26 protein-coding genes and 2 pseudogenes are annotated in these 24,970 nt (G+C 40.6%); 7 read left to right on the top strand and 21 right to left on the bottom strand.

What is annotated here, in order from left to right:
* Positions 1–181: 181 nt before the first annotated feature.
* The 20 genes and pseudogenes from IPI59_15705 to IPI59_15610 all read right to left on the bottom strand — a co-directional run bounded on the left by IPI59_15705 (position 182) and on the right by IPI59_15610 (position 15,175).
* Positions 182–1,036: pseudogene (locus tag IPI59_15705) on the bottom strand (DNA adenine methylase).
* 11 nt (positions 1,037–1,047) lie between these two features.
* Positions 1,048–1,830 carry a hypothetical protein gene (locus tag IPI59_15700; GenBank protein ID MBK7528940.1) on the bottom strand — a complete coding sequence of 261 codons (783 nt, stop codon included), beginning with the start codon at positions 1,828–1,830 and terminating at the stop codon, positions 1,048–1,050.
* A 2-nt stretch (positions 1,831–1,832) separates the two neighbouring features.
* The gene (locus tag IPI59_15695) at positions 1,833–2,165 is read right to left on the bottom strand and encodes a hypothetical protein (protein MBK7528939.1); all 333 of its coding nucleotides are present in this window, start codon (positions 2,163–2,165) and stop codon (positions 1,833–1,835) included.
* A gap of 24 nt (positions 2,166–2,189) precedes the next feature.
* Positions 2,190–2,956: pseudogene (locus IPI59_15690) on the bottom strand (IS5 family transposase).
* A gap of 134 nt (positions 2,957–3,090) precedes the next feature.
* Positions 3,091–3,288 carry a hypothetical protein gene (locus tag IPI59_15685; protein MBK7528938.1) on the bottom strand — a complete coding sequence of 66 codons (198 nt, stop codon included), beginning with the start codon at positions 3,286–3,288 and terminating at the stop codon, positions 3,091–3,093.
* A complete protein-coding gene (locus IPI59_15680; protein ID MBK7528937.1) occupies positions 3,285–4,154 on the bottom strand; it encodes a baseplate J/gp47 family protein in 870 nt (289 codons plus the stop codon). The genes IPI59_15685 and IPI59_15680 overlap by 4 nt, the downstream gene beginning before the upstream one ends.
* Positions 4,151–4,453: a hypothetical protein gene (locus IPI59_15675; GenBank protein ID MBK7528936.1), complete on the bottom strand. Its 303-nt coding sequence runs from the start codon at positions 4,451–4,453 to the stop codon at positions 4,151–4,153. Before IPI59_15675 ends, IPI59_15680 begins: the two co-directional genes overlap by 4 nt.
* A 1-nt stretch (position 4,454) precedes the next feature.
* Positions 4,455–5,021, bottom strand: a complete 567-nt coding sequence (locus tag IPI59_15670; protein ID MBK7528935.1) for a hypothetical protein — start codon at positions 5,019–5,021, stop codon at positions 4,455–4,457.
* 4 nt (positions 5,022–5,025) lie between these two features.
* Positions 5,026–5,961 (bottom strand): hypothetical protein, encoded by a 936-nt coding sequence (locus IPI59_15665; protein ID MBK7528934.1) that lies wholly within the window; start codon positions 5,959–5,961, stop codon positions 5,026–5,028.
* A 1-nt stretch (position 5,962) separates the two neighbouring features.
* The gene (locus IPI59_15660) at positions 5,963–6,130 is read right to left on the bottom strand and encodes a hypothetical protein (protein MBK7528933.1); all 168 of its coding nucleotides are present in this window, start codon (positions 6,128–6,130) and stop codon (positions 5,963–5,965) included.
* An 18-nt stretch (positions 6,131–6,148) separates the two neighbouring features.
* Positions 6,149–9,094 (bottom strand): hypothetical protein, encoded by a 2,946-nt coding sequence (locus IPI59_15655; protein ID MBK7528932.1) that lies wholly within the window; start codon positions 9,092–9,094, stop codon positions 6,149–6,151.
* A 3-nt stretch (positions 9,095–9,097) separates the two neighbouring features.
* Positions 9,098–9,424, bottom strand: a complete 327-nt coding sequence (locus IPI59_15650) for a hypothetical protein (protein MBK7528931.1) — start codon at positions 9,422–9,424, stop codon at positions 9,098–9,100.
* 3 nt (positions 9,425–9,427) lie between these two features.
* The gene (locus IPI59_15645; protein ID MBK7528930.1) at positions 9,428–9,994 is read right to left on the bottom strand and encodes a hypothetical protein; all 567 of its coding nucleotides are present in this window, start codon (positions 9,992–9,994) and stop codon (positions 9,428–9,430) included.
* Between the two features lie 159 nt (positions 9,995–10,153).
* Positions 10,154–10,519 carry a hypothetical protein gene (locus IPI59_15640; protein MBK7528929.1) on the bottom strand — a complete coding sequence of 122 codons (366 nt, stop codon included), beginning with the start codon at positions 10,517–10,519 and terminating at the stop codon, positions 10,154–10,156.
* Between the two features lie 34 nt (positions 10,520–10,553).
* Positions 10,554–10,976 carry a hypothetical protein gene (locus IPI59_15635; GenBank protein MBK7528928.1) on the bottom strand — a complete coding sequence of 141 codons (423 nt, stop codon included), beginning with the start codon at positions 10,974–10,976 and terminating at the stop codon, positions 10,554–10,556.
* 30 nt (positions 10,977–11,006) lie between these two features.
* Positions 11,007–12,254, bottom strand: coding sequence for a hypothetical protein (locus IPI59_15630; GenBank protein MBK7528927.1), 1,248 nt, complete (start codon positions 12,252–12,254; stop codon positions 11,007–11,009).
* Between the two features lie 7 nt (positions 12,255–12,261).
* Positions 12,262–12,492 (bottom strand): hypothetical protein, encoded by a 231-nt coding sequence (locus IPI59_15625; GenBank protein MBK7528926.1) that lies wholly within the window; start codon positions 12,490–12,492, stop codon positions 12,262–12,264.
* The gene (locus IPI59_15620; GenBank protein MBK7528925.1) at positions 12,473–13,054 is read right to left on the bottom strand and encodes a hypothetical protein; all 582 of its coding nucleotides are present in this window, start codon (positions 13,052–13,054) and stop codon (positions 12,473–12,475) included. Before IPI59_15620 ends, IPI59_15625 begins: the two co-directional genes overlap by 20 nt.
* A 34-nt stretch (positions 13,055–13,088) precedes the next feature.
* A complete protein-coding gene (locus tag IPI59_15615; protein MBK7528924.1) occupies positions 13,089–13,916 on the bottom strand; it encodes a hypothetical protein in 828 nt (275 codons plus the stop codon).
* A gap of 287 nt (positions 13,917–14,203) precedes the next feature.
* Complete coding sequence (locus IPI59_15610; GenBank protein MBK7528923.1) at positions 14,204–15,175, bottom strand: HK97 family phage prohead protease; 972 nt, start codon at positions 15,173–15,175, stop codon at positions 14,204–14,206.
* Between the two features lie 211 nt (positions 15,176–15,386).
* On the opposite strand from IPI59_15610, the gene IPI59_15605 reads away from it, so the two are divergent.
* The 6 genes from IPI59_15605 (at position 15,387) to IPI59_15580 (ending at position 21,444) form a co-directional block, all read left to right on the top strand.
* Positions 15,387–15,839 (top strand): hypothetical protein, encoded by a 453-nt coding sequence (locus IPI59_15605; protein ID MBK7528922.1) that lies wholly within the window; start codon positions 15,387–15,389, stop codon positions 15,837–15,839.
* 3 nt (positions 15,840–15,842) lie between these two features.
* On the top strand, positions 15,843–17,378 hold the full coding sequence (locus tag IPI59_15600) for a hypothetical protein (GenBank protein MBK7528921.1): 1,536 nt from the start codon (positions 15,843–15,845) through the stop codon (positions 17,376–17,378).
* 9 nt (positions 17,379–17,387) lie between these two features.
* Entirely contained in the window at positions 17,388–17,810 is a 423-nt protein-coding gene (locus IPI59_15595) for a hypothetical protein (GenBank protein MBK7528920.1), read from the top strand.
* A gap of 1 nt (position 17,811) precedes the next feature.
* Complete coding sequence (locus tag IPI59_15590) at positions 17,812–18,468, top strand: DUF1320 family protein (GenBank protein MBK7528919.1); 657 nt, start codon at positions 17,812–17,814, stop codon at positions 18,466–18,468.
* Positions 18,469–18,559: 91 nt separating this feature from the next.
* On the top strand, positions 18,560–21,082 hold the full coding sequence (locus tag IPI59_15585; GenBank protein ID MBK7528918.1) for a DUF935 family protein: 2,523 nt from the start codon (positions 18,560–18,562) through the stop codon (positions 21,080–21,082).
* 122 nt (positions 21,083–21,204) lie between these two features.
* Complete coding sequence (locus IPI59_15580) at positions 21,205–21,444, top strand: hypothetical protein (GenBank protein MBK7528917.1); 240 nt, start codon at positions 21,205–21,207, stop codon at positions 21,442–21,444.
* 36 nt (positions 21,445–21,480) lie between these two features.
* On the opposite strand, the gene IPI59_15575 is transcribed toward IPI59_15580, so the two are convergent.
* A complete protein-coding gene (locus IPI59_15575; protein MBK7528916.1) occupies positions 21,481–22,245 on the bottom strand; it encodes an IS982 family transposase in 765 nt (254 codons plus the stop codon).
* 270 nt (positions 22,246–22,515) lie between these two features.
* Here IPI59_15575 and IPI59_15570 point away from each other — a divergent pair, with 270 nt between their 5' ends.
* Positions 22,516–24,969, top strand: coding sequence for a phage tail tape measure protein (locus IPI59_15570; GenBank protein ID MBK7528915.1), 2,454 nt, complete (start codon positions 22,516–22,518; stop codon positions 24,967–24,969).
* Position 24,970: the final 1 nt, after the last annotated feature.

Raw genomic sequence — 24,970 nt, 5'->3', positions numbered from 1 at the left:
CTGCCGAAATTTTCATGTTTCAGACAATATACGGAAGAAAAACAAAATCCTGTTAATCCCTTAATCCTGTAAATCATGGTTCAGACCACATGTTAAAACGCAAAAGTAAAACGTAACAAACCCACAAAAGTAAAACGTAACAGGTTAGAGTGTATCAACCTGTTACGTTTTACTTTTGCTATTATATTTCATAATTGGCAGTTAAAACCTCTACTTTGGGTTTTCTATTTTTAGAAGTACTTATGTGTAGGTTTATGTTTTTTGTAAACCACATTTTTTCTTTCGTGTATTTAGTTAATATGTCGCTGGCATAGGAGCTAAGTAAAAACTTACCTTTGAGTGTAGTTAAAGTTATTAATAGACTCTCAAAATCCTGCAAGGTATAACCCCCATAATGCCCCATATTTGCGTTGTAATATGGTGGGTCTATATAAAAAAAGGTTTCCGGATTGTCTCGAACACCTATAACTTTTAAGGCATCGTTACACTCTATTTGAACAACAGATAGCCTTTCCCGTATCGCATCAACAAACATTTCTCGTTTATTATGTAATCAGAGTTCAGATTTATTGTCCTTAATTCCATACCCCCAAGAACCGATTTTGCTTCCCCAGCCTTGGTTTGTTAATACCCAAAATGCCCATGCTCTTCGGAGCTTATTGAACATACTTGGGTTATCATATACGACCATTGCTTTCCGATAAACTGCTCGGCTATGTGGTGTAGCCCGAACTAACTGTTGTAATTTAGGAAAATTAGTTTTAGCCTGCTCATAAAAGCAGATTGCACTACTGTTTAGGTCGTTTATGACCTCTATTTTTGATTTTTCCTTTGCAAAGAACACAGCACCACCTCCAAAAAAAGGTTCGATGTATGCAGTGTGAGGAGGAATAATTGGGAGTATATGTTTTAGCATGTTTTGTTTACCCCCGTAGTAAGTAATTGGTGTTTTCAAAGCGTTTTTTTTAGAAGTTAAAGCTAATTTTTTAGAAATTGAAGGCAGCACAAAAATACGGTTAATTTTGTGTTTAGCCATTTTTTTTAGTATTATTCTTGCAGATATTTTACACAGTCTAAGCGTATTCGGAAATTATTGTCAAGTAAATTTAATTCACTGAATGTGTTGCCATTTGTGGTTGTTAGATGAACTGTTCCATTGCTTATAATCAAAATTCGGCATACTACGCTATTGTCTGCTATATAAAAACTACCTCCACCACCTAAATACTCGCTTGGCAACGAAAACAATGGTATGCTTGGGGAGTTTATATTAGTATCTACATACAGGTTGCCAGCAAAGCAGATTTCACCAATGACATTGCGTCGAAATTTTGGGGGTATAAGAGTGTCTATAGTTATATTGGGTTCTAATGGAATCTCTAGTGTTCCTATGTTTACCCAACTGTTGCTTTTGGCATGTAATAGTTGCCAAAACGATTTAAGTTCGGAAAAGACAATACCACCCGCCTCCAACGACGTAGCAGGAAGCATTTTCCGCACTTCCTTAACATTTACATTTGCCCCACTTGCATAGGGAATTGGGTTGGGTGCTTGGTAAGCAATATCCGGATTAAGTACTAAAGTTGCTTTGGGCAAGTTTACCCCTGAACCAACAAACCAAATCTCCCCGTTGTGGTAAACAAATCCTTCTGAAATATTTACAGTTGAACTGTTTGGCGGTGTTAATTCGCAACCGCTCATTATAAAGGAATAAGTTGCCGAAAACATTTGCATCGCTGCTTTAAACCCATCTCGGTAAGCAGATTGTAAAAATAAAAAGTCCTCGATTACAAGCGGATGACCGCCACCAATAAGATTTAATTTATTCATTTTTAATAATATTGAACTACATAGTGTTTGCCAGCACAGTTGTATAAGTTTACTGTCGCTTTTAGTTTTAACTCGTTTATTGCAAGTGCTGTTGGCACCCAAATAATATAATGTGTTTGCTGCCAATAGTCTGCCCATTGGTAAATATACAAGGGAGGCTCGGCTTCGGTTTCGCTGTAAACATAAAGTGGAGGTTGGTTGTCAAAATCGCTAAACACAAACCAATATGGCAATTGCATAGGGTTGTTCTCTATCCAAATACCTCCATTTTGGTAATTAAGTTCGTTGTTTACAATAGTTGGCGTAAACGAAGCGTTAAAAATTAAATTTAACAACCACTCTAAGAGCCTGTCTAAATTTTATTTTCTAATTCTATTAAGCATCAATTTTATCATGGCAAGTTGGATCATTGTCTGGCTCGTTTCGGTTTGGAACTCAAAGTCTTTACTCAATCTTCGATAGCTTTCGAGCCATGCAAAAGTTCTTTCAACAATCCATCTTTTTGGCAATACTTCGAATTTCGAGGCTGTATTCGATCTACTTACAACCTCAACCACCCACCCAAACGTTTTGCGGGTATTTTCAATTAACTCGCCTCTATACCCGCCATCAGCTACTATCTTTACCAATCTGCAAAACCTGCCTCTGAGGTCAGCTATAACCATTGGGGCTGATTTACTGTCATGCTCATTTGCCGCATGAACCACAACCGCTAAAAGTAGTCCCATTGTATCTACAATAATATGCCGCTTTCTGCCTTTAACTTTTTACCCCCGTCAATCCCTCTGCACAAGCCTCCGACGCTTGTTGTCTTTACGCTCTGGCTATCAATTATACCAACACTTGGCGATGAAGCCCTGCCTGCTTGCTTTCGAGTCTTATCCCTGAGTATTTCATGGATGAGTTCTATCGTCCCATCCTTCTTCCACTTGGTAAAATAGTAGTAAACAAGCTTCCATGACGGAAAATGGAACGGCAGCATGCGCCATTGACAGCCAGCTTTAAGCAAATAGAACAGCGCATTAAAAATTTCTCTTAAACTGTGTTTTCGTTTCCGTTTGTCGTCTAAAATGCCTAATATTGCACTCCATTGACTATCGGTGAGACTGCTTGGGTAGGTTTTCATTTTACTTTATGTGTTTGATTTTCATAAAGCTATGAATTATTATTTAAACGTCAAACTGATAGTCTTTTATTCACATCTCTTTTAATAACTTTTTTCCTATCAATTTTTAGGACTGGCATGCCAATTTTTAATTTTTAGACAGTCTCTAAGTTATAAGTTAATGCCGTTAATTTAAGTTTTCGTTCTGTTCCTATGCGCCAACTATTAAATATAGCATGTAAATTGGTTATTGGTTTAGTTAGTACCCACAACCAATTTATCATTTTGGGCTTGCGCAAAATCGGCGGCAATAATCGCCATACTTGTAAATAAAAATTTATATAGTAGTTCATAGCGAAGGCACAAATAGCAGGGTTGTATTTAACAGATTAGCCGGGTCAATAATACAGTAACCAGCAGCGGCAACATAAGTGGGAGTATCCGGATAGACCGAATTGGTTATTTCAATATATGGATTTACACCTACCTGTGCCCCTACATAATTTAATTGCACATCAACAACGCCGTCGGTATTTTGTATAACATCAACCAATTTGGTAAGGTAAAGCTTACCGTTAAATGTTAAATTTCTAATATAATTGGTTATAGCTGCCTCTACGTTTAAGCGCAGTACATTAAGATTAAACAGCGGATTGTAATATATTTCCGCCATTATTTTTAATTTATCCGGATTCAGCGACACGACTTGTGTAATGGTGCCTGCCGGTTTTATATTATCCACATACGTTTCCACGCCATCTACTTCTAATGAGGTAAGGGGTAAAAGCCCGCCTGCTCCGTCGTTTTTTGCAACTTTAATTAGCACTAATCCATAGGTGGTTTCTACAACTGCTGCTTGCGAAACTATTCGCGCTGGCAAATCAACTATTTCGTAATAGGGGCTGTAATTGTCAAACAGTAAATTGTGGTTATATTGAAAAAGGTATAGCTGGCTTCGCAACCAATTTGCCGTGTTAGGTATTGCATTTTCGACAATAACATCTACTTCTTGTCTAAATATTTGCCACAAATGTTCATGTACCCAAATTGATACTGCTGTTATAAATGCCCATAAACGCCAAATGGAGGCTTTGCTGGTACTATCTAATCCATTAAGTTCCGGATTCGACAAAACGTCTGCTGTTATTGCGTTATATAACTCAATAACTCTGTTTTTGCTTTCAAGCAACAGATTGAGAATATCATTTAATTGTCTCATCGAGCGGCATCAATTTTAATATTATCGTAAGTATCAATTTTTATGCTTTTAACATCAAAATTGTCGTATATTAGGTTTTGCTTAATCTTGTTTTTTAACGTTAAAATTTGCTCTTGCGAAGTATCTGCCTCTAACCATCTGTGCAAACCAACACCCAACAAAGGGTATTGTCGCCAATTGCCTTTATCTGTAACAAGTATATGCGCTATATGCTGCTCGTCGCTAAGGTCAACTTTTAGGTCGCCTTTTTCAAACTGCAAATCATGGTCGTTTGTTAGTAATATGTCGTGCGATAGCATGTTAGTGCTTTACTTTTGTGTTGGTTATATTATTAAACTGTGGGGTGCTTAATGGAGTTAAAGCAGTAGTTAAGGCTAACTTAATAGCTGCTCCACCGTCGCCAGGTGCAGGAACGGCGGTTTGAATTGTAGTTTTTAAAGTATCTAAAAACAGTACAATTTTTTGAAGCTCGGCAAGTAGTCGCTCCCAAACAATTAACGCTCCATTATTTCCATCGTTTATTACAATTTCCGGGCTTGTAATGTTAATGCCATTGCTGTTAGCACGTATCTTAATATTGTCAGAAACAACAATATTAACCTCGTCTATTTCGCTATACATGGCAACAAACGAGCTGCCGTCTTGAGTAGATGCTGTAATAACAATGCTACCTATTTTCGGGTACAACAATACCCCTAAACCGTCTGCTACAACACTTGGTTGAAGTTTAACATCTAACAAATCAGCATCACCTGTTATAGGCGCGCAGTCTATTGTTTGTTGTTCTTTGTCTATCGTTATTACCTTTGCCGTTACAAAGGCAGCGTTTGAGGTAATAATATTTGCTACTAATTGTCGGATGTTCATTTTACTAGTCAGCTTTTTCAGCAAGGGTTAATTGCCTGCGGTATCCGCTGTTATCAAATTTGGTTGTAACCGCTTTAACTTTATAGCTTCCGGCTCTTTCTGGGTATTCATTATCAATTAAGGATACATTATCGGCAATGGTAACAAACGGCTCACCAAAGGTTGTTATACTGCCCTCATATCCGGAATACATATATTTATTGTATAGTATATTTGCTTGTTTTTCGAGGGTTGTTTTATTACCATTATACAATACAACTTTTTTTTCTTCTCCTTCGGCATCGCCAACAACAACCTCGGTTGTGGTATTATCCGGATGAATGCTTATAGCCTTAATACTAACTTTTTTTTCAGACTGTAATCTAAATTGCAAATCATTTTCATGTTCAACAGTATTTTTTTGCAGGTCTATTGTAACTGTTTTAACGCTGTCTGGAGTTGTGCCTACATATAGCATATTGTTAAAAAAAAGGCTATCAATACCATATTTTTCCTGTAAAGCTGCAAAAACTTTCGCCGAAGAGGTGCCATTAATCCGAAACAAACCAAACTGAAATTTTGCCACATTTGCTTCTATATTTGGGCAAATTGCCGTAACAATATTTTCAAGCGTAGGGTTGCGAAAGGATTGAACTATCTTGTTTTGTTTAAGTATCCACATAGCATCTTCGCAAAAAATTTGCATAGGCACTGTTGGCATTACCTTTACAATATAGCCGTTAAACTCTTCGTTAAGTGTGTTATTATAACCAAGTTTTATGCTTACTTTATCTCCATTTTGGAGTAAGTCTTTAAGCATCGTATCTTTTAACTTAACACTTTTAGGGAGGGTTATTTTAGCGGTGGCTGTTAGCTGTTCTAAAGAGCGCACAATTTCAACATAAGTTACGGCATGTAACTCAATGTCTTTTATGGTAATATGTGCGTTCATTACAAACATACTATTCTTTTACTTTTTCGATGGCTTGGTTTTGTTCTAAAAATGCTTTTGTTTTTTCGCGCAGCCGCTCTATTAAAAAGTAAGATGTTTTGGCAGGCAATTCGGCCAATCCTGCTATAATAATATCTGCTTCAGCAGGTGTCAAGTCAAAAGAAAATAATTTTTCCATAAGTTTGTTTTTGTAATTTTAAGTTGTTGTGTTGTCTATTATTAGCCCATATAGAGCAAGTTTTGTTAATAAATTTGCCAGTGCTGCATTGCCACCACGGCTACCTGTTACGGCACCAGCATCGCCACCCTTAATCGCTGTGGCAGGGGTTTGCCATTTTGCAAATCCGCTACTATCACCACACATTAGTATTTTATATTGTGCCTGTAGCCCGTCTTCGAGCCGAAGCGAATAATTATACCTGCCGTTCTCCGCTTTAAAATAACCTGCGCAGTTGGTTGTAAATGTCGTATCAGAACCCTTTGCAGTGGCATAAACACCATAGACGGTGCCAAGTGCTGTTAGCGTTTTATTTTGGTGAACGATAGCTGAATATGTTTCGGCACTATTATTAACAAAAAGGGTGGCGGCATCTGAACCAGTATCGCCCATTTCGATTTTAGCTGATGTTACCCGCAATAGCGAGTTCGCCACCCAGTTTGTCTCATTATGCCTAAGTGTTTGATTTGTTGTTCCAGACGGCAACGAGCTTGGGGTTGCTGGTGCCCATTGGGTACCGTTATAGGTTAAAACTTGCCCGTTGGTGGGGGTGGTGGTGCTTATGGCAATATTTCTTAACCCGGTAACGGTAAGCGCCATGCTCGATGTGGTTTGGCTCACATCGCCAGTATGCCCGTTTGCACCGTCTTTGTGGGCAATGGTTGTGCCTGTAATATCTATACCCAAACCAGCGGTGTAGGTGCCACCGCTTGGTGTCTGCCATTGCCCATCTCCATTTGTGTTTAAACAAGTCCAAACTTTGTTTACAGCAGCATTACCGTCATCTAATCGCAGGGCAAAATTATTGCTTGAGTTTGCCGTGTTCCGCGATTTTATCCAAACTCCATGAGCAGTTGAATTTGTATTGGCGGCTGTAACATCTACTTCAATACCTTTTACATGGCTATTTGTTGTATTAGATGTGTTCTTTACAACCAGGTACAAACCTTGGTTGGTATAGCCTGCATTTGCAACTTGCAAATCACCAAAATATAAAGTATTTGTGATGCTTGCTGGAGTTGAGTTGTTATAAATTGCAAACGATTGTATGTTTCTATTATTGTCGTGTAAAAGCAAGGTAGGTACTACATCGCTATAAAGTGTGCCAACTTGCAATCCCGGAAGTCCGGAGGTGTTGGCTGCGTTTTTTAAATAAGAATCCGCTACCCAATTAGTGCCGTCGTGGCGCAGGGTTTGGTGTATTGTACCGGTTGGCAACGAGCTTGGGGTTGCTGCAGCCCACTGTGTGCCATTATAGGTTAAAACTTGTCCGTTGGTGGGTGCAGTTGAACTTACGGCAATATTTCTTAATCCGGTAACGGTAAGAGCCATGCTCGATGCTGTTTGGCTTACATCACCAGTATGTCCATTTGCACCGTCTTTGTGGGCAATGGTTGTGCCTGTAATATCTATACCCAAACCAGCAGTATAAGTGCCTCCGCTTGGTGTTGCTGCCGCCCACTGCGTGCCATTATAGGTTAAAACTTGCCCGTTGGTGGGGGCAGTTGAACTTATACCCACCTGTTGCAAGCCTGTTACAATTAAATCCATTGTATTTGCAGCTTGCAACACATCGCCTGAATGACCACCTGGATTAGTTTTGTGTTTTATTTCTGTGCCAACAATCTCTATACCTATTCCGGCGGTATAGCTACCGCCGCTTGGGGTCTGCCAGATTGGGTTTCCAGATACTACCGTAAGCACTTGCCCCTCTGTGCCAACGGCGGGTAATGGGTTGGCTACTTTTAAGGTGTTGCCTGTTGTGCCATCTCCGGTTAAGGTGGCATCATGAGCTACTACTTGCGTACCCCAGTTGTCGCCGGTGGCAGTTTGCCAGGTTGGGTTTCCCGAAACAACCGTAAGCACTTGCCCCTCTGTGCCAATGGCGGGTAAAGGGTTGGCTACTTTTAAGGTGTTGCCTGTTGTGCAGTCTCCGGTTAAGGTGGCATCATGGGCTACTACCTGCGTACCCCAGTTGTCGCCAGTGGCAGTTTGCCAGGTTGGGTTTCCCGAAACAATTGTAAGTATTTGCCCCTCTGTGCCAACGGCGGGTAAAGGGTTGGCTACTTTTAAGGTGTTACCTGTTGTGCCGTCTCCGGTTAAGGTGGCATCATGGGCTACTACCTGCGTACCCCAATTGTCGCCGCTACCTTCACTATCTGGAATGCTCCAAACCAAATTAGTACCATCAAATTGTAGATATTCGCCCGTAGCTGCACCAACAGTTGAAATACCCAAGGGGTCGGCAATTGTACCGTCGCCTATCAAACTTGTATCATGCTCTACTACCTGCGTACCCCAGTTGTCGCCGGTGGCAGTTTGCCAGGTTGGGTTTCCTGAAACAACTGTAAGCACTTGCCCTTCTGTGCCAACAGCGGGTAAAGGGTTGGCTACTTTTAAGGTGTTGCCTGTTGTGCCGTCTCCGGTTAAAGTGGCATCATGAGCTACTACTTGCGTACCCCAGTTGTCGCCGGTGGCAGTTTGCCAGGTTGGGTTTCCCGAAACAACTGTAAGTACTTGCCCCTCTGTGCCAATGGCGGGTAAAGGGTTGGCTACTTTTAAAGTATTGCTTGTTGTGCCGTCTCCGGTTAAGGTGGCATCATGAGCTACTACTTGCGTACCCCAGTTGTCGCCGGTACCAGTTGGTGCTGTCCAAATTAATGCTCCACCGGTGCTAACTGTTAAAACATCTCCCAATATCCCGCCTCCTGGTACTGGTCTTATAACAGAAAGCGGGGTAGATACGCCATTGCCTTGTATTGTTACGCCATCTACTAATACTTCCGTAGCTTCGTTGTCGTTTACACCGTTCAGCACTTCAGATAAATAAGTACGGAACGTTGTGCCATCTTGCTCTATTGCAAACTGTGCATTTAGTTCGAGTGTTCCTACGGGAGGCAATTGCGATATTTTTAAATCGGGCATATTCTAAGAGTGCAATAATCCGCTATCGTTGGTTTGTAATATTTTGTTGGTATCTTCTTGTAAGATATAATTAGTATCGTCGTAAAAATCGTGGCAGTTTACCCTTGTTGCGGTTCTCTTAAAAAAGTCTCTAACTTCTTTGTGGTTGTCATCGCGTTTGGTTTCAAATTGCAAGAGGCTTCCGGCATCTAATTTCTCATCTATTGTTAGCGCGTTGTCTTCAACTACTTTAAAAACATATTCTAAGCTGCCATACTCCTGTATAGCAATATCAAATATGTCTTGCCCTAATTCAACAGGTACTAAATAGTAGTTATCTTTAGTAATCATTAATTACAAGTTTAATGTTAGTTCAAATGGGGTATCGCTGGTTGCCTGCAAAAGGTAGTTTTGTATGTTTTGGTAGCCTTCTGTAGCCGGAAACTCTAAACTGTCAATTGCTATAAAATTTATATCTAACAGGTTTAGCAGTTCGTTTTCTATTGGAACAGCAGCGGGTATATCAAACAGGCGTTTAAGCAACCGCACCTCTTCTTCGGGGTATTCGGGGTTTGAATAATTACAACACACTCCTTTAATAGTTACCGAAAAATCGCTACAACTAAAAAGTTCTTTTGCTGTTCCTGTGTATCCGGATAATGGTGTTTTAATTATAGTTTTTTCTAAATTAACCTCTACCATAGTGGCGGCAGGAAACGTCATACCTTCAAACTTTGTATTGTTTTTTTGTCCGTTAATATAGGTGAATGGAGGGATAACAACAGGCATAATTATAGGTGTGCCAAGTAGGCTATTTTTATTGCCAACAACCTTTTTCATAGTAACAATATCCGGATAGTTTTGGGGGTTAATGCCAAAATTTTGCCGTAGTAAAGTTTCTATATTAAAGTTATAAGCCATAATCTAATACTAATTGTAGTTGTTTCCATTTTCGCCAAAGTTGCTCTTCAGGCAACTCTTCTGGAAAAGGTATTTTAAAGTGGTAACTTAGCAGTGCGTAAATACGCTCCAACCCGGCATTATCCGGTTCTAAGTCCGGATATATAGTGTCGAGTTGGATTAGGCGTTTTTTATTTCTGTTTCGTAAAAAGTAACAAGCTGCGTCATTGCCATTGCTGCACTAACATACACTATTGGGTCTGTGCCTTTGCAACGCTCATCGCCGCCAAGCCAGCACGAATTCAATAAAAACTGCCCGCACTCTAACAGTTTGTTTTGTTGGTAAAATTGCAGTGCACGGCTATAAATATCTAATGTTTTGCTGCTTGCACCAGGTATTTTTACATAACAGGTTGCAATATCGCCATCGGCAACTTTTACATCAATACAACGGATATTTTTTTCGCCAAACTCTTTTTTCCACTCTTTTATCTTCGCCGTTAGGGCGGTTGTTGCATTTAATGCGTTTGTTTCTGTCTCTTTCATTGGGTTTTATATTGTTAGCAATTTTATAAAATAGTTAAGAATTCCACTCGATTTTGCCAATAACCAATTCAAGTTCTTGCGCATTTTCGTTGTCTCCATTGCTAAATGCTCTTGCGTTTTTTGTAAACTGGCAGCATCGCAAAGTGTCGCTTGTTGGTGGCTCAACGCCATTGTTAAACGTTACAACAATATCAAATGGCGGTATCTGAATAAGGGATTTCCCGCCGGCAGCTTTTTGAATATTCATAATTTCAGAGGGGTATAATTTTATACCCCCTTTACATTCAACCTTACCTTCGGCACGTTCTACTGGGCGATTGCCGGTACCGTACAGGTTTGTTTTTTCTTGCGTTTCCTCGTAATTAAGCGAGGTTACGCCTATTACATCTGGGTTACCTAAAAAAGATATACGAAGGCTATCCCAACCGTATCCTTTTCCATTTACAAAACACGACATAGTTTTTTTGTAGTTTAATAATGGTTAATATTAAGCACTTGGATTAGTGTATCCAATTGTTACAATTATTTGTTCTGCTTTGCCGTAGGGTATAATTGCCACAATGCAGCGCAGGGTATTATCGTTTAAAATAGGAGGGTATGGCACCCCGTCTTCGTTGCTTGCCGGGTCAACCAGCACTTTTTTTACTTCAGCTATATTATTGCGCATTTGCGCTTCAATAGCTCCTTTAACCTGTGCTTCAAACATCTTTTTTTGTTTGATGTCGAGCCGTCCGGTTACCTCGTCGGGCAATAAGGGCCCGTTTAAATGGGGTAATAATGTTTCTCTAACAATCCGGATTGCTTTGTACATGGTTCTGCTCAACTCTATGGTTCTGTAGTCATCTGTTATAACTATACAAGAGGGGCTGTTATTCCAATACACCCCTGGATAGCCGGCAAATGTGCGGCAAAAAATATATCCTTTATCGTTCAGGGTGTTTAAATCGGCGGCGGTAAAAGCAGTTACAAGGGTGTTATTGCTTATGGCTGGGTTTAAAAAACGAGGAGTTTCGGCATCAAAACCCGATAGTAAAAAGCTGCCTACATGGGCAATACTTTGGTGTACCTGTGCTGCGGCAACAGTTCCAAGAGCCGTACCAATAGCGGCATAGCCCACATAATTTGCTTTCAAGGCGGCAACATCTTTGTCCTGTCCAATAACTACACTAACATCGCGGGCGTTTAGGGTGCGCAGGTCGGTTGCATTTGTTGCTGTGCCATTATAGCCCCTGCCTTCCAACAACACAATATTGTATCGGTATTCCGAAAATTCGCTGTCGCACAATTCCTGCGCTTTAGGAATTGCCGCCAACACATCGGCTTCTAATCCGGCACCGAGTGTGCCTAATGCGCCTCCACCTGCTATGGCTAATTGAAAAATCTCACCGTTTGCTTCCCGTAATAATTTTTTAGCGAAATTATTATCGGGGTCGGCTATGTTTTCCATAGTTGTGCCAACAGGTACCAGCATTAACCACAATTTTGCACCAGGAGCAAGCCTGAAAAATTCGCTAACGTGATGATATACTAACAAGCTGTTAGTATCATCGTAATCGGCATCTATTAGATATTGGTTAGCTAATTGACGCGCTGAGTAAATTTCGACAACGGTATTTATTGTCAAATTAGCAGTTGCTACTCCCGGCATTACAAGCCCCGAAACAGCATCGGCATTAAGTTGGGCAAAACCCAAACCTCCTGTTTGTTTTATAATATTTACCTGCGATAAAGCCATATTAGTCTTACTGTTTTAACGAAACCTCCGTCATTTCTACAGACTGGGCTTCTTTGGTTATTTTATATAGTGTTAAATTGTTTGCCTTTGCATGTTGGTTGGCGTAGTCGAAACGATTAGGAGCAAAAACATTAAAATCTGAAGTTGCCCATATTGTTTGCCATTCCTTTCCCAAAAACACTCCTTTTACATAGTTTAAAAGCGAGGCTGGTGTTTTTTTATTTTTTGGTTCGGGCATTGCTAATACTATTATACAGATTTAAATTAGCAAGGGCAGCCTCAACGGTAGCATCGGCAATACTGTTTGCATTGTTTTCTGTTGCAAAATATTTTTCTTGTATAACCCTACTTAGTTGCTGTCGTTCGTCTTTAGTTAAGCCCCCCGTACTCTTTAAAAATGGTTCGATTTCTTTTAACGATTTAGCCGAATAGATAAGCTGTGGTGCTTCTTGAATTAATACAGGTAGCAATTTTACCCAAAGTTGTAAATTGTTTTTGGGGTCTATACCCTGTATAACCTGCGTAATTTTATAAACCGAGCTATAAGCATCTGCAACCGCACTAAGGTATATATGTGCCTGGTTGTACTCGGCTTGCCCCCGCACCGTAACAGGCGGGATATATTCGTTTACAACAGGGGCATAAATAAGCGGCTCACGCACCCCAAGCTCGTCGTAAATAGCGAGCGTAAATTCGGGGGCTGGCTGGGTTGCTGTTGCTGGAGGAGGGTCTTTGGTGTTGCACCCAACGGCAGAAAACAGGGCAAAAATAAATGTCGAAATAATGATAAAAAATTTCATAATAATTTTGAAATGAATAAATACTGTTAATAAATTATGCTGGTGTGCGCAATAATGCGCCCAAATGCAGTTCGTTGTTGCTTACTGTACCAAAAGGCTCTACCATTGCACGAGTTTGAAAACTCCACAAGTCGGCTTGCCATTCCGGATTTTTTTCGTCCGCAAACATCTCGGTACTACCTTGTGCTATCATAAAACTTTCTTGGTTAAGAAAGGCAATAGCCGAGGGCAAATCTGTTCCTAATACGGGCGTTGAGCCGTAGGCTTTTTTAACACCTGCAGCGTACCATGGTGTACGGCTATCGGCAAAAACAATAAAGCCGTAGTACTTAAAAGAAGTGCCAATATTTACATCACCAACCGGATTGTTGTTTTGAATTTGCGCATTTAGGTTGGGGTCGTTTGCTACCAATTCCCAAAAGCATTCATCGTCTAACACTAAAACCCACTGCATACCTCGTTTGTCGGGATACTTCGTATCTAAGGCAACACGCAGTTTTTTAATATCCTCTTTGAGTATTGTTTTGTAACCGTTTACTACCGCGCCTGTCGTTCCCGATATAATTGGGGTTTTGGCTGTATTTTGCTTAGGTCCCACATTCCACATACCTTCTGTAGATATTTCGTTCAGCAATGCTGTTCTGTGCCCTGCTAAAATGCTTTCACGCTTGTTATATACAAGCTCAATAGTTTCGTCATAGAACACCCGCGTTGGTTTGGTAGAGTAATTGTGCAGGGTGGCAAAATCGGGAGTATCTACCCGAGTGCTTACAACTAAGGGGTAAGAAGGGTTTTTTACTACTTCGGGAAGAGGACCCTCAAACGCATAATGAATAACATCGTTAGTAACGAAATCACTCATGTTTTTTCCGTATTTTAAGAACCAGTTGGTCTCTAAAAAATTCAGAGAAATAAGATGGTCTATCCAAATTTGTTTATTAACTGTTGCTGTTGCCATTGTTTATTTTGTATTTTTTTTTCGTAAGGAAATAATTTTTTCGGCTATAACCAACCCCGCGATTATTAAAGACAATACCGCAGATACATCATGTATAAGGTTGTTAAAATTAGCACCAAACCACTGTAAACAGGTGTTTCCAAGGCTGGCACTTATAATTGTAATATCTACTGTACTGGTTCGTGGTGTCATTATTTTGTTATGCCGCGTTGGTTAATTAAAGACATTTTTGCCTCGTGTAATTTTTTGTATTTTTCGGGGTCGTTTTTCTTTAGTTCAACAAGGGCATTGCCTTGTTTCGATAGTGTGTCGAACATTTCAGCATCGGCATTAGCATTAGTGGTGTTATTGCCTGCTGTTTGCAACTGTTTAGAAATTGGGGTGTAAACCGTTATGCTGGTAATTGCTTTTTCGGTCTCCTCATACGATTTTGTAGCAAGCGAAATCCACAAATCTTTATCCGAAGTTTTTATTTTTCCGGATAAAATGGCATTTTCTACCAATATTTTTGCTTTGTCTGCTTCTGCCTTTGCTTTAAAATCGGCAAGGTTTTGAATAGCTGCCTCGGTTTCTGTTTTTAGTTGTGTAACAGCCGCAACAAGTTCAACTTCGGTAGCGTTTTCGTTACACCCTAAGAGTTCGGCTAAGTTTTTCATACTTTTTTTCTCTATAAGTGAAGGTAAAATTAAATTTAAGTTGTCCTCAAGTTCGGCGCCTGTTTCGTCGAACAGCACCACTGCATTGCGGTTGGCGGGTATATCTACAATAGATATTTCGCGCAGCTCGCATTTTGTAATTGTTGGGCGGGTTTGCCCGGCAAGCATCAATTTTGGGTCTTCGCTAATTTCAACAATTCGTATTCCTATACTCGAGGCGTTCAATATGCCAAGTTCTAATTTTTGGGCAATTGCTTTACCTATTGGGTCGTCCATATCTAAAACGGGGTCGGCAATTAAGTTGCCTTCTATTTTTTTAATATTTTCCCACCTGCCAGGGGGCAGCCCATTCTCATTAATGCCTTTCCAGTCGTCGGCTCGCAAATGGTTGTACAACATAACCGGGTTTTTCTTGAACCCCTCAATATCAATACCCGAAGTAAGCACGCGGTATCCATGTCTGTTTACCGTTTCATCACTCACAGTCATTGTTGTTTTTTTTTGCATTTTTCACATTTTTTGGTGATTGTAAAATTAATTGTACTTTTGCATTAAAATCGCCACAAAATTGCGTACATACTTCGTTGTGTGCAACTTATACATTAAGCCTTTTATGCAGTAATAAAGGGCTTTTGGTATTTTTTTGCGGGCTTGTATTGCTTGCTTTTTGCCCATTAATTTAACCCGAACTTTGCCTTTAGTAAGATTTTTTTACAAAATGGCAAAGGAAATAGACAATAAAAAAGCACTTGCGCAACTACTTTATGTCGAAAACGGGCTAACCAGGCGCGAAGTTTCAGATATGGTAGGGGTAGCCGAAACCACCATAACCAATTGGAGCGAAAAAGGCAATTGGAAAACCCTTCGTGTCTCTGTAATAGGCTCAAGGCAAAAAACAATAGAACGGCTATATGCCGCACTAAACGACGTGCTTACCATTGCCGAAAGCGAAGGCAGAATAACAACACAGCAAGAGGCAAAACTTATTACCCAACTAACCGCCGCTATTTCTAACATAGACCGCACACAAGACATTGCCTTTTATGTGTCGGTGCTTAGAGAGTTTTTGCAGTTTATTCGCCCGTTAGATTTATCCCTAACACAAAATATCGCCGAATACATCAACAGCTTTATACAAAAGAAAATCAGAGAGATAAAAACATCCGGATAGGCAATGAAACAAAAAGACAAAATAGCCCTGCTCGAGTTCGACGCCCTAATTAAAGAAATTAGGCAGGCAACGCCTATTTTAAACTTAAACGAAACAGAGCAACAAAAACAGGCTCGTATAAAAAAACTGCTTAGTTCTTATCCGGAATTTATCGCGTATTATTTTCCAAATTACAGCACCTCAAAATTGGCAAAATTCCACGTAGAAGTTGTTAACTACACAGCAAACAATAAACGGTTTTTTGCCGCCATAGAGTGGGCGCGCGACCATGCCAAAAGTAGCACCTTGTGGATGCTGCAAATTTGGCTCATGTTAAAAAAAGAGATAAACACAGCTATAACCGTTAGCAAAAGCAAAGATAACGCCACCAAATTAATAGAACCTATACGCGCAAATTTAGAGGCAAACAATCGCCTGATACAAGATTTTGGCGAGTTTAAAAGCATAAACAACTGGAACTCAGAAGACTTTAAAACAAGTGGCGGTACTAATTTTGTAGCACTTGGCAGGGGGCAATCGCCGCGCGGGATTCGCAACGAAGCTATCAGACCCGATTTTATCTGCGTGGACGATATTGACGACGACGAATTAGTAGAAAACCCCGAGCGAGTAGAAAAATTATGGAAATGGGTAATGACCGCCTTGTTTCCATCTATGTCTATCGTAGGCAAAGGACGTTTCATTATAGCCGAAAACAGGTACGCCGACGATAGCATTATTGCCCGAGCTGTCGAAAAAGCAAAAATACTAAAGAAACAAGGCTATCCCGCTTATCATAAACGAATTAACCTGCTCGATACCAATGGGCAACCAAGCTGGAAAGAACGCTTTACCCTAAAAGATTGCCAATACATGATAGAAGCGCTTGGTTATATTTTTAGCCAACGCGAATATTTTAACAACCCAATCAGAGAAGGCAGGCATTTTAAACCCGAATTTCTACAGTACTGCACTATGGGCAATTTAAAAACCTACCCAGTTCTAATAGCCTACTGCGACCCCTCTTTTAGCGATAAGGGCGACACCAAAGCACTTGTATTATTAGGTAGAAAAGACGGGCAATACCATATTTTAAAAACCTATTGCGCCAAAGCAAGCGTCGACCAAATGGTTGCCTGGCACTACGAGCTGCAAACATGGTTGGCTGGTAAAAACGCGGCTGCTACATTTTATATGGAGGAGGTTTTTTATCAAAGCTTACTCTATAGCAATTTCGCCGAATACGCAAAAAAACACAACCTGCCACCATTTCCTATAAACGGCGACAAACGAGCCAAGCCTGCCAAAATACAACGACTATTAGCTATTACAGGGCATTACGAGCGCGGCAATGTTTATTTTAATACTGCCGAGCAAGAAAACAGACACATGCAAAATTTATTAGAGCAGCATTTGTCGTTTAACCCACCACACAAAACACCCCTCGACGGCATAGATGCCATAGAAGGAGCTATGTACCTTATAGACAGACATATAGAAGACTTTGCCGGCGCATTGCGCCTGGCAAAAAGAACCCGCAACCCCGCCAATTCTTATTAAATTAAAACCATGAAACTACTATTGCAACGATTTTCAGATAACACCAAACAAACCATTGGCATATTATCTGTTATAGACACCGAAACAGCTAAACCCGTTTATAGATGTTTTACAATTGAACCGCCCTGGCTAAACAACAAAAAACAAGTAAGCTGTATCCCAACAGGTATTTACAAAGTACTACCCTATAAAAGCAAAAAATTTGGCGACACATTATTAATAGATAATGTACCCAACAGATTAGGCATTTTAATTCATGTCGGAAACCATGTAAAAAACACTAAAGGCTGTATTTTGCCAAACACTACAGTTTCCTTTTATGATTCCGGTAACATAACAGGTGCAGCAAGCAAAAAAGCGTTAAACAACCTACTATATTACAAATTTGATATTACCGAAATAGAAATAATTAATTTAAAAAAGGAGGCTTAACATGCAGTTTTTATTTCCGGAAGATTATACCGCCCAAATCAGAGCCGACATATTAAATACAATTATAGAAACCGACTTCAACAAACTGCGCACCGCCGAGCTTGCCAGCATCGGCGAAATGTCCTCCTATTTAAGTAGCCGTTACAACGCCCAAGAAATATTTTTTAATATACCAAATTGGAACGACACCAACCCCTATAAAAAAGACCAGGTGGTTTACCACAACACAGCAATTTATATCGCCTTAAAAGATAACTCGAACACCACCCCCCCAAACAACTACAATAACACTACCAATTACGCCATAAACGATATTGTTTATTGGCAAAACACCTATAAATGTATTGTAGCAACCACTGGCAACGAGCCAACCGACCCCAACTATTGGCAATTAGTTACAGAGCCAGCATGGGAACAACGCGACCCCAGACACCCCAGCGTAGTTATGTTCTTAATAGATATGGTACTATACCACCTCCATAGCCGCATTTCGCCCCGCAATGTTCCAGATATTAGAGCAGAGCGGTACGATGCAGCTATAACCTGGTTAAAAATGATAGCCAAAGAACAAATAAACCCTGCTTTGCCCAAACCCCAAAACAACGAAAAACAGTATATTATTTACGGCGCCAACCCGCCAAGAGATTACCAATTTTAAAACCGTGTTAAACTTGCCTTTAACTAACTCCACGTTCAACGAACCCCATATTTTGCGTATCAACCCTTACCTTACTAATTAAATCGCTTATATGCCACCTAAACAGCAAATAAACAAAAAAGGATTACCGATAAATTATTCGCTCGATGTACGTCAAATGCAGCGAACCACCCAAGACATTGCGAAGTGGCGCAATGCCATGCGTAGTGCAGAAAACGTACTCAACCCAAACCGTACCCAACTCTACGAGCTATACAGCGATATTTTGTTAGATGGCAGGCTAAAAGCTCTAATTGAAAAAAGAGTTTTAAACATCACCAACTCACTGCCACGATTTATAGAAGATGGTAAAGACGATGACCACATTATAATACAAGAAGTACTGCAAACGCCCTGGTTCTACGACCTGCTGCAATACATTTTAGAAGCACGGTTTTGGGGGCATTCCCTTATAGAATTTATACCAGGTAATAACACCCCTATTGGCAGCGCAGAACTTATTGCCCGCCCCCATGTTCGCCCCGAATTTGGAGATATACTTATAAAACAAAACAACGACAGCGAACGCATTTTGTACCGGCAACCTCCATATATCAATAATTTATTAGAAGTTGGCAAAAACAAAGACTTAGGCTTACTACTCGAAGCGGCACAATATGTTATATACAAAAGAGGGGCATTTGGCGACTGGGCACAGTATTCTCAACTTTTTGGAATGCCTTTTCGCGTAGGCAAATACAAAGCCTACGACGACAGCACCCGCAAAATATTAGAAAAAGCCCTTGCCGAAGCCGGCTCGGCTGCCTATATGGTAATGCCCGAAGAAGCAAGTATCGAGCTACACAAATCCGAATCGGGGCAAGGCAATAACAATGTTTACGACCTAATACGCCGAGCCTGCAACGAAGAACTTGCCATTTTAATACTTGGGCAAACCATGACCACCGAAGACGGCAGCAGCCTAAGCCAAGCCCAAGTTCATAAAAACGTTGAAGACCAAATTACTTTAGCCGACAAGATATGGATAACCTATCAACTTAACTGGGGCTTTAAAAAAATATTAGAAAATTTTGGTTACAAAGTAGCCTCCGGAAGATTTACCTTCGACGATATTGAAAAACTAACAAAAGACCAACAAATTGACATATTGGTTAAAATTAATAATAATATCGCCCCCATAGACCCCGACTATATTGCTACCACTTTTAACGTACCTTTACTTAAACCTGCTGCTACAACACCTGCGCCAAACGAAAAAAAAAAGTTAACTGACATTGAGCCACCTACTTGCAACCATATACATGCGCATGCGCACGCACGCGCGCACGAAACGCTAAGCGACTCGGTTGACTTTAGCCCAATAGACCAACTATTTGAAGACCTCGCCACTAAAGTTTATACCCAACAAATAACTAAAGTAGATATATACGAACCCCTGCTGCTCAATACCGTAAAACTACTTTGGCAGGCAATAAACACCGGATGGGGCAAGGACATAAGCCTTACAGACTTTACCACCAACGAAGCGCAACTGCTCACATACACAAAAGCAAACCTGTTTATGTTTAGCGGTGCAAAAAATATAGAACAACTGCGCGAACTAACCGACCTTTTAACCGACCAAGACGGTAATATTAAATCGTTTGCCACCTTTAAAAAAGATGCCGAAAATGTTTTTAAAACATACAACAATACCCGGCTTAAAGCAGAATACAATTACGCCATTGCCGCCAGCCAAAGTGCTGTAAATTGGTTGCAATACCAAGATGCCAAAGAGGTTAAACCTTTATTAGAATACCAAACCGCCGGAGACGACCGCGTAAGACTAGAACACAACAAACTCGACGGTATTGCCGTGCCAATAGACGACCCCTTCTGGGATACCTACTACCCACCAAACGGCTGGGGCTGCCGATGCGACGTAGTACAGCGCAGCGAAGACGAGGTTAAACCCAAAAAAATACTATCCAAAGAAAAAGCCCAAGCCAAAGGTGCCAACGTAATAAACGAGCGTGACATTGCCCTGTTTGCCAAAAACACCGGCAAAAATGGGTCTTGGTTCGACGGGCATTTTTACTTCGAAGGCTTAACCACCACCGAAAAAACCGACCTGCAAACCAAAATAAACAAGCTGCGCTACTACAACGAATACGACCAAAATTGGATACGGACAGCATTAAACGACAACGGCGGGTATGTTGTTACTCATAAGAAACGAAACCTTAAAAGCAACGACACGGCAGATATAAATTACATTGCCAACTTCTTAGCAGACCAGGGCGAAGCCATAGAGTTACTACCCGATTTGCCCGATGTTAAAAATCCGGATGCAACCCGCAATGGCGTGGTTTGGGAATTTAAAGCCGTGTATGGCAATGCTAAATATAGAATACAAAACCATATAGCAACAGCAAAGAAACAAAATGTAGCAAACGTATTCATCTACCTACCTAATACAATTAACAAAAGCGATGTTACGTTGGGCATCCACAACGCCATTAATTTACACGATAATAAGCGTAAAATCAAACTAATTGATATTCTTTACAACAATACCATCTACCCTTTAACACGTGAACAGATAGAAAATAGCAACTATGGCGACTTTTTATAAAAAAAAAATGCACCCCAGTTATCGTGTACCGAAAGAGCAGGAGTGCGGTTAGAGACCACCAATTAAGTGCGGTCGAGGGCAAAATTACAATAACATTTTCTAAGTACCAATTTTTTTTTTTTATGATAGTAATACCTATTACATACACTACCGCTTTTGTAGCCGAACAAACCGAAATAGAAGACACTATCGGTTACGAAATAGGGGGTTTAATATCCGGAAAATTAGTAACATTTAGCGCACCTAAATCCTACTTTAAAACCTTTATGCCCAACCTCAAACACCCTAACGATTTTGAAGGCAAATCTATGTATCTCGAATTAATGCCCGACAACAGGTACGAAATAACAGCAATAACTTAAACCAAATTTTATTTTAACGTGAGTTCGGAGATTTACTTAGTAAATTTTAGCAAGATCTACTTGAGGTTTATTGGGGTAAAACTGATAGGCTACCAAGCTAGCGACTATATGGACAAAAGCATTCTGTGGTTTTCTGTGTCTGGTATGTTCTAAGTCAAAAGCCGAGGTCAAAATATCATTAATGGCTTCAATCATAGGTCTTTTTTTCAATAAGAGCCTTTCTTCTAAAGACATTAGTCTGTTTTTCATATTCTTTTTGACCTTGGTAATTATTTTTAGTCCTTTTTCAAAAAAGTTGTTCCATAAGGTAGTCAAATAGCCTTTATCGCCAAACAATGTGCCTGATATTTTCTCTAATAGCTTGTTTAAGAGGTCTTTACTATTGTCTGCCACCTGTCCTGTAGTCAAAGCAAAGTCCACGATTTGTCCTTTGTGATTGACTATCAGGTGGAGCTTAAAGCCGAAAAACCACCCCATAGAAGATTTTCCTTTCGAGGCGGTTTGAGCAAAAACTTTATGTTGCTTGGCTCGCAGCATGTCACAAACAGGTAGCGCTTTGGCATCTATGTAATAAATTCCTGTTTTTTCTGCTTGCTGGCAGGTTAATTTGGCTAAAATCGCCATAGGAAGAGCAACCCGTTCTATTAACTCTATAAAATAGTTGTAGGATGGGGCAGTAGGAAAATAGGTCTTTAAGTCATTCAAAACCAATGCTTTATAGTAATATTCAAAACATTTATAGCCCGAATAGTGGTAGAAAATCAGAATCGTAAGTATCTCACTTTCCGAAATTTTGGGCACACTACGAGGCGTGGCATTGTTTTACCTTCGCTAAGCCAATGCTGAGCAACCCATTGTTGCATCAGCAAACAGGCATTATCTACAAAAAAAATAATTCAAATAACATGGACACATCAAATTTTGTATCTTTGGACTTCATAAAACAGGGGGTAGTATTGTTTGCAGTTTTGGACACTACAAAGATAACTATGCTCCTGTTTTTATTCCTATCAACTATACTAATCCCCCTATTTTTTATAGCTTAGCTCCGAATTCACGTTATTTTACAATATGCCTACACTCTGGGAACTAAAAGCTACCGACTTTATAAGCAGCTCGTTGGCTACGATAAACAAGAATATAGACACATTTAAGGCAAAAACCCAAGGTGCCGAGCAAGCGTTTGGGCGGTTTGCAAAAAACAGCCAATCGCAAATAGGCAATTGGCAACGAAACAATATAGACAAAATTAGCGAATTTGCCGGCGAAATACCCATTTTAGACCGTGTAATGCAATTAGGTAGTAGCCGTTTTGCACTTGCAGGTGGTGCCGTAACCGCCCTTGCCACAGGATTAGCCGCAGCCTCGGCAAAAGCAGCCCAATTCGACAAAGCAATGGCAAAGGCTAACGTAACTGCCAAACTCAACAAAACCGAACTTGCAGGGCTAAAATCCGAAATAATGAACATATCAAGGCAGGCAGGTTTAAGCGACTTAAACATTAGTTCAGGGGCGTTCGAGCGCATTATTTCGCAAGGCAGCTTAGATGCCAAACAAAGTTTAGCTGCCCTTAAACCCGCACTACTCGCCGCAAAAGCAGGCTTTGTAGATGCCGAAATTGCCGCTGCAGCAATGGTAAATATTATGAGCAGCTCGGGCGTGCGCGACACCACAAAACTATGGGACACCCTTTTTGCCACCCTTAACCTGGGCAACGCCCAAATGACCGATATTGCCACCTACCTGCCTCAAATTGTGCCAAATGCCAAACTTGCCGGCAGCAGCTTAGCAGAGGTAAGCGGCGCCTTTGCCCTGCTAACCCGCAGCTTGCGCAGCGAACAAGCAGCACAGGGGCTTAAAAACATTTTCGACACTTTTGGAGATGTTGACAGGCTCGTGAATTTTAAAGAAGCAGGTATTGATGTGTTCGATGCCGTAACAAGGAAAATGCGCCCCATGCCCGATATTATAGACGACATAAACAAAAAGCTAAACAAAATGCCCACCGACCTTGCCCGAACCACTTTTATAGATAGTTTAGGGCTAAACGATGAGGCAAAAATGGCAATCTCTACCATGACAGCCAATGCCGCCGAACTGCGAAAAGTAATAGACGGCACCACCAACAGCACAGGGCAGTTTGCCGATGCCATTAAAAACAGTGCCAACGACACCGACCAATGGAATAAGTTTTTGGCTAACATTAACTATGTAGCCACCAAACTGGGGCAAATAGTTTTGCCAATTGTAAACAATGCACTCAGCAAATTTAACTGGGTTTTAGACGGCGTAATTACCGCCTCGCAAAGTTTAAGCAACTGGATTTATGGCAAAGGCACCCCCAGTATCGACAACCTAACTCAATCTACCAACAACGCCAACAACACATTCTCCAAACTAAACCCAACCCTTACCAACACAAAAAAAGAGGCAAACAACCTTAGTGGGTCTTTTCAAAACCTAAAAGATGATATAAGCTTTGCGTGGGATAAAGCTAAAAGCTTCGCCTCTTTTTTATCCGGAACGCTTACGCCAGAACTTAATTCGCTGCAAACCACCACCAACCAACAATCAAATAGTTTCAACCTGTTTGGTCAAACACTTAACGTAGCCCGTGAATATGCCACGGGGCTATTGGGTGCCATAAAACAACTGGCTACACCACTAAACCTCCTTTTTAAAACAAGTATAAGTTTAATGTCCGGAAACTTTTTAGCCGGCTTCGAAAATGCCAAAGACTTGTTTAATAGCTTTAAAGATATAGACCTAACCAAAGGGTTTAACGATGCCATAGCCAAACAGGCAAACATTAAACTGCAAAACACCATTGACGACGACCGAAATTTTAATTTTATGTCGCCCGATTTTCCTGTAAACAGCATGGGCAAAGCAGTTGCCGATGCAACAAAACCCATGCAGGCTGCCTTAAACCAAAACAACAAAGGGCAAGATAATATGTTGGCATTTTTAAAAAGCCAACAAGCTAAAAAGAGAAACACTACAGACAAAGACAGCCCAAAGGCTATTGAAATTACCAACAATGGCATTGAGCTAATTCCCATAAACAAACTTACCAAACTGCCCAAAAGCCCTGCCACTACCAATTTAGGCAACCAAACCAATACTATTAATACGGTAGCAATGCCCAAAATGCCTGCTACCCAAATAGTAAATACAGCACCAGCTATATTGCCAAACACCACCCAAACCAATACCATTAATACGGTAGCAATGCCAAAACTGCCAACTTTGCCCGCCATAAGCGTTGCAAACCCTGCCCCGCCACCAAACAGCATAGCCATACCCGCCACCAACCCAAAACCGCCACTACAAAACCCCGCCATACTCACTACCGAAACAAAACGCTTTAACACCAAAAGCAATACTATTATTCAAAAAGTGTTCGACAATATTATAATCAACATTACCAATACTGCCACCCAGCAAGATGCTCTAAAAATTGCCAAAATGGTTAAAGCCTCCTTAATCCAAGAACTAAACGACGACTTTTCTGTAATTCGATAAC

Source organism: Sphingobacteriales bacterium (assembly GCA_016706405.1).
In the GTDB taxonomy this organism is placed as follows: Bacteria; Bacteroidota; Bacteroidia; order Chitinophagales; family UBA2359; genus BJ6.
Note: the sequence above shows the minus strand (reverse complement) of the source record. Positions and strands in the feature narration are given on the sequence as shown.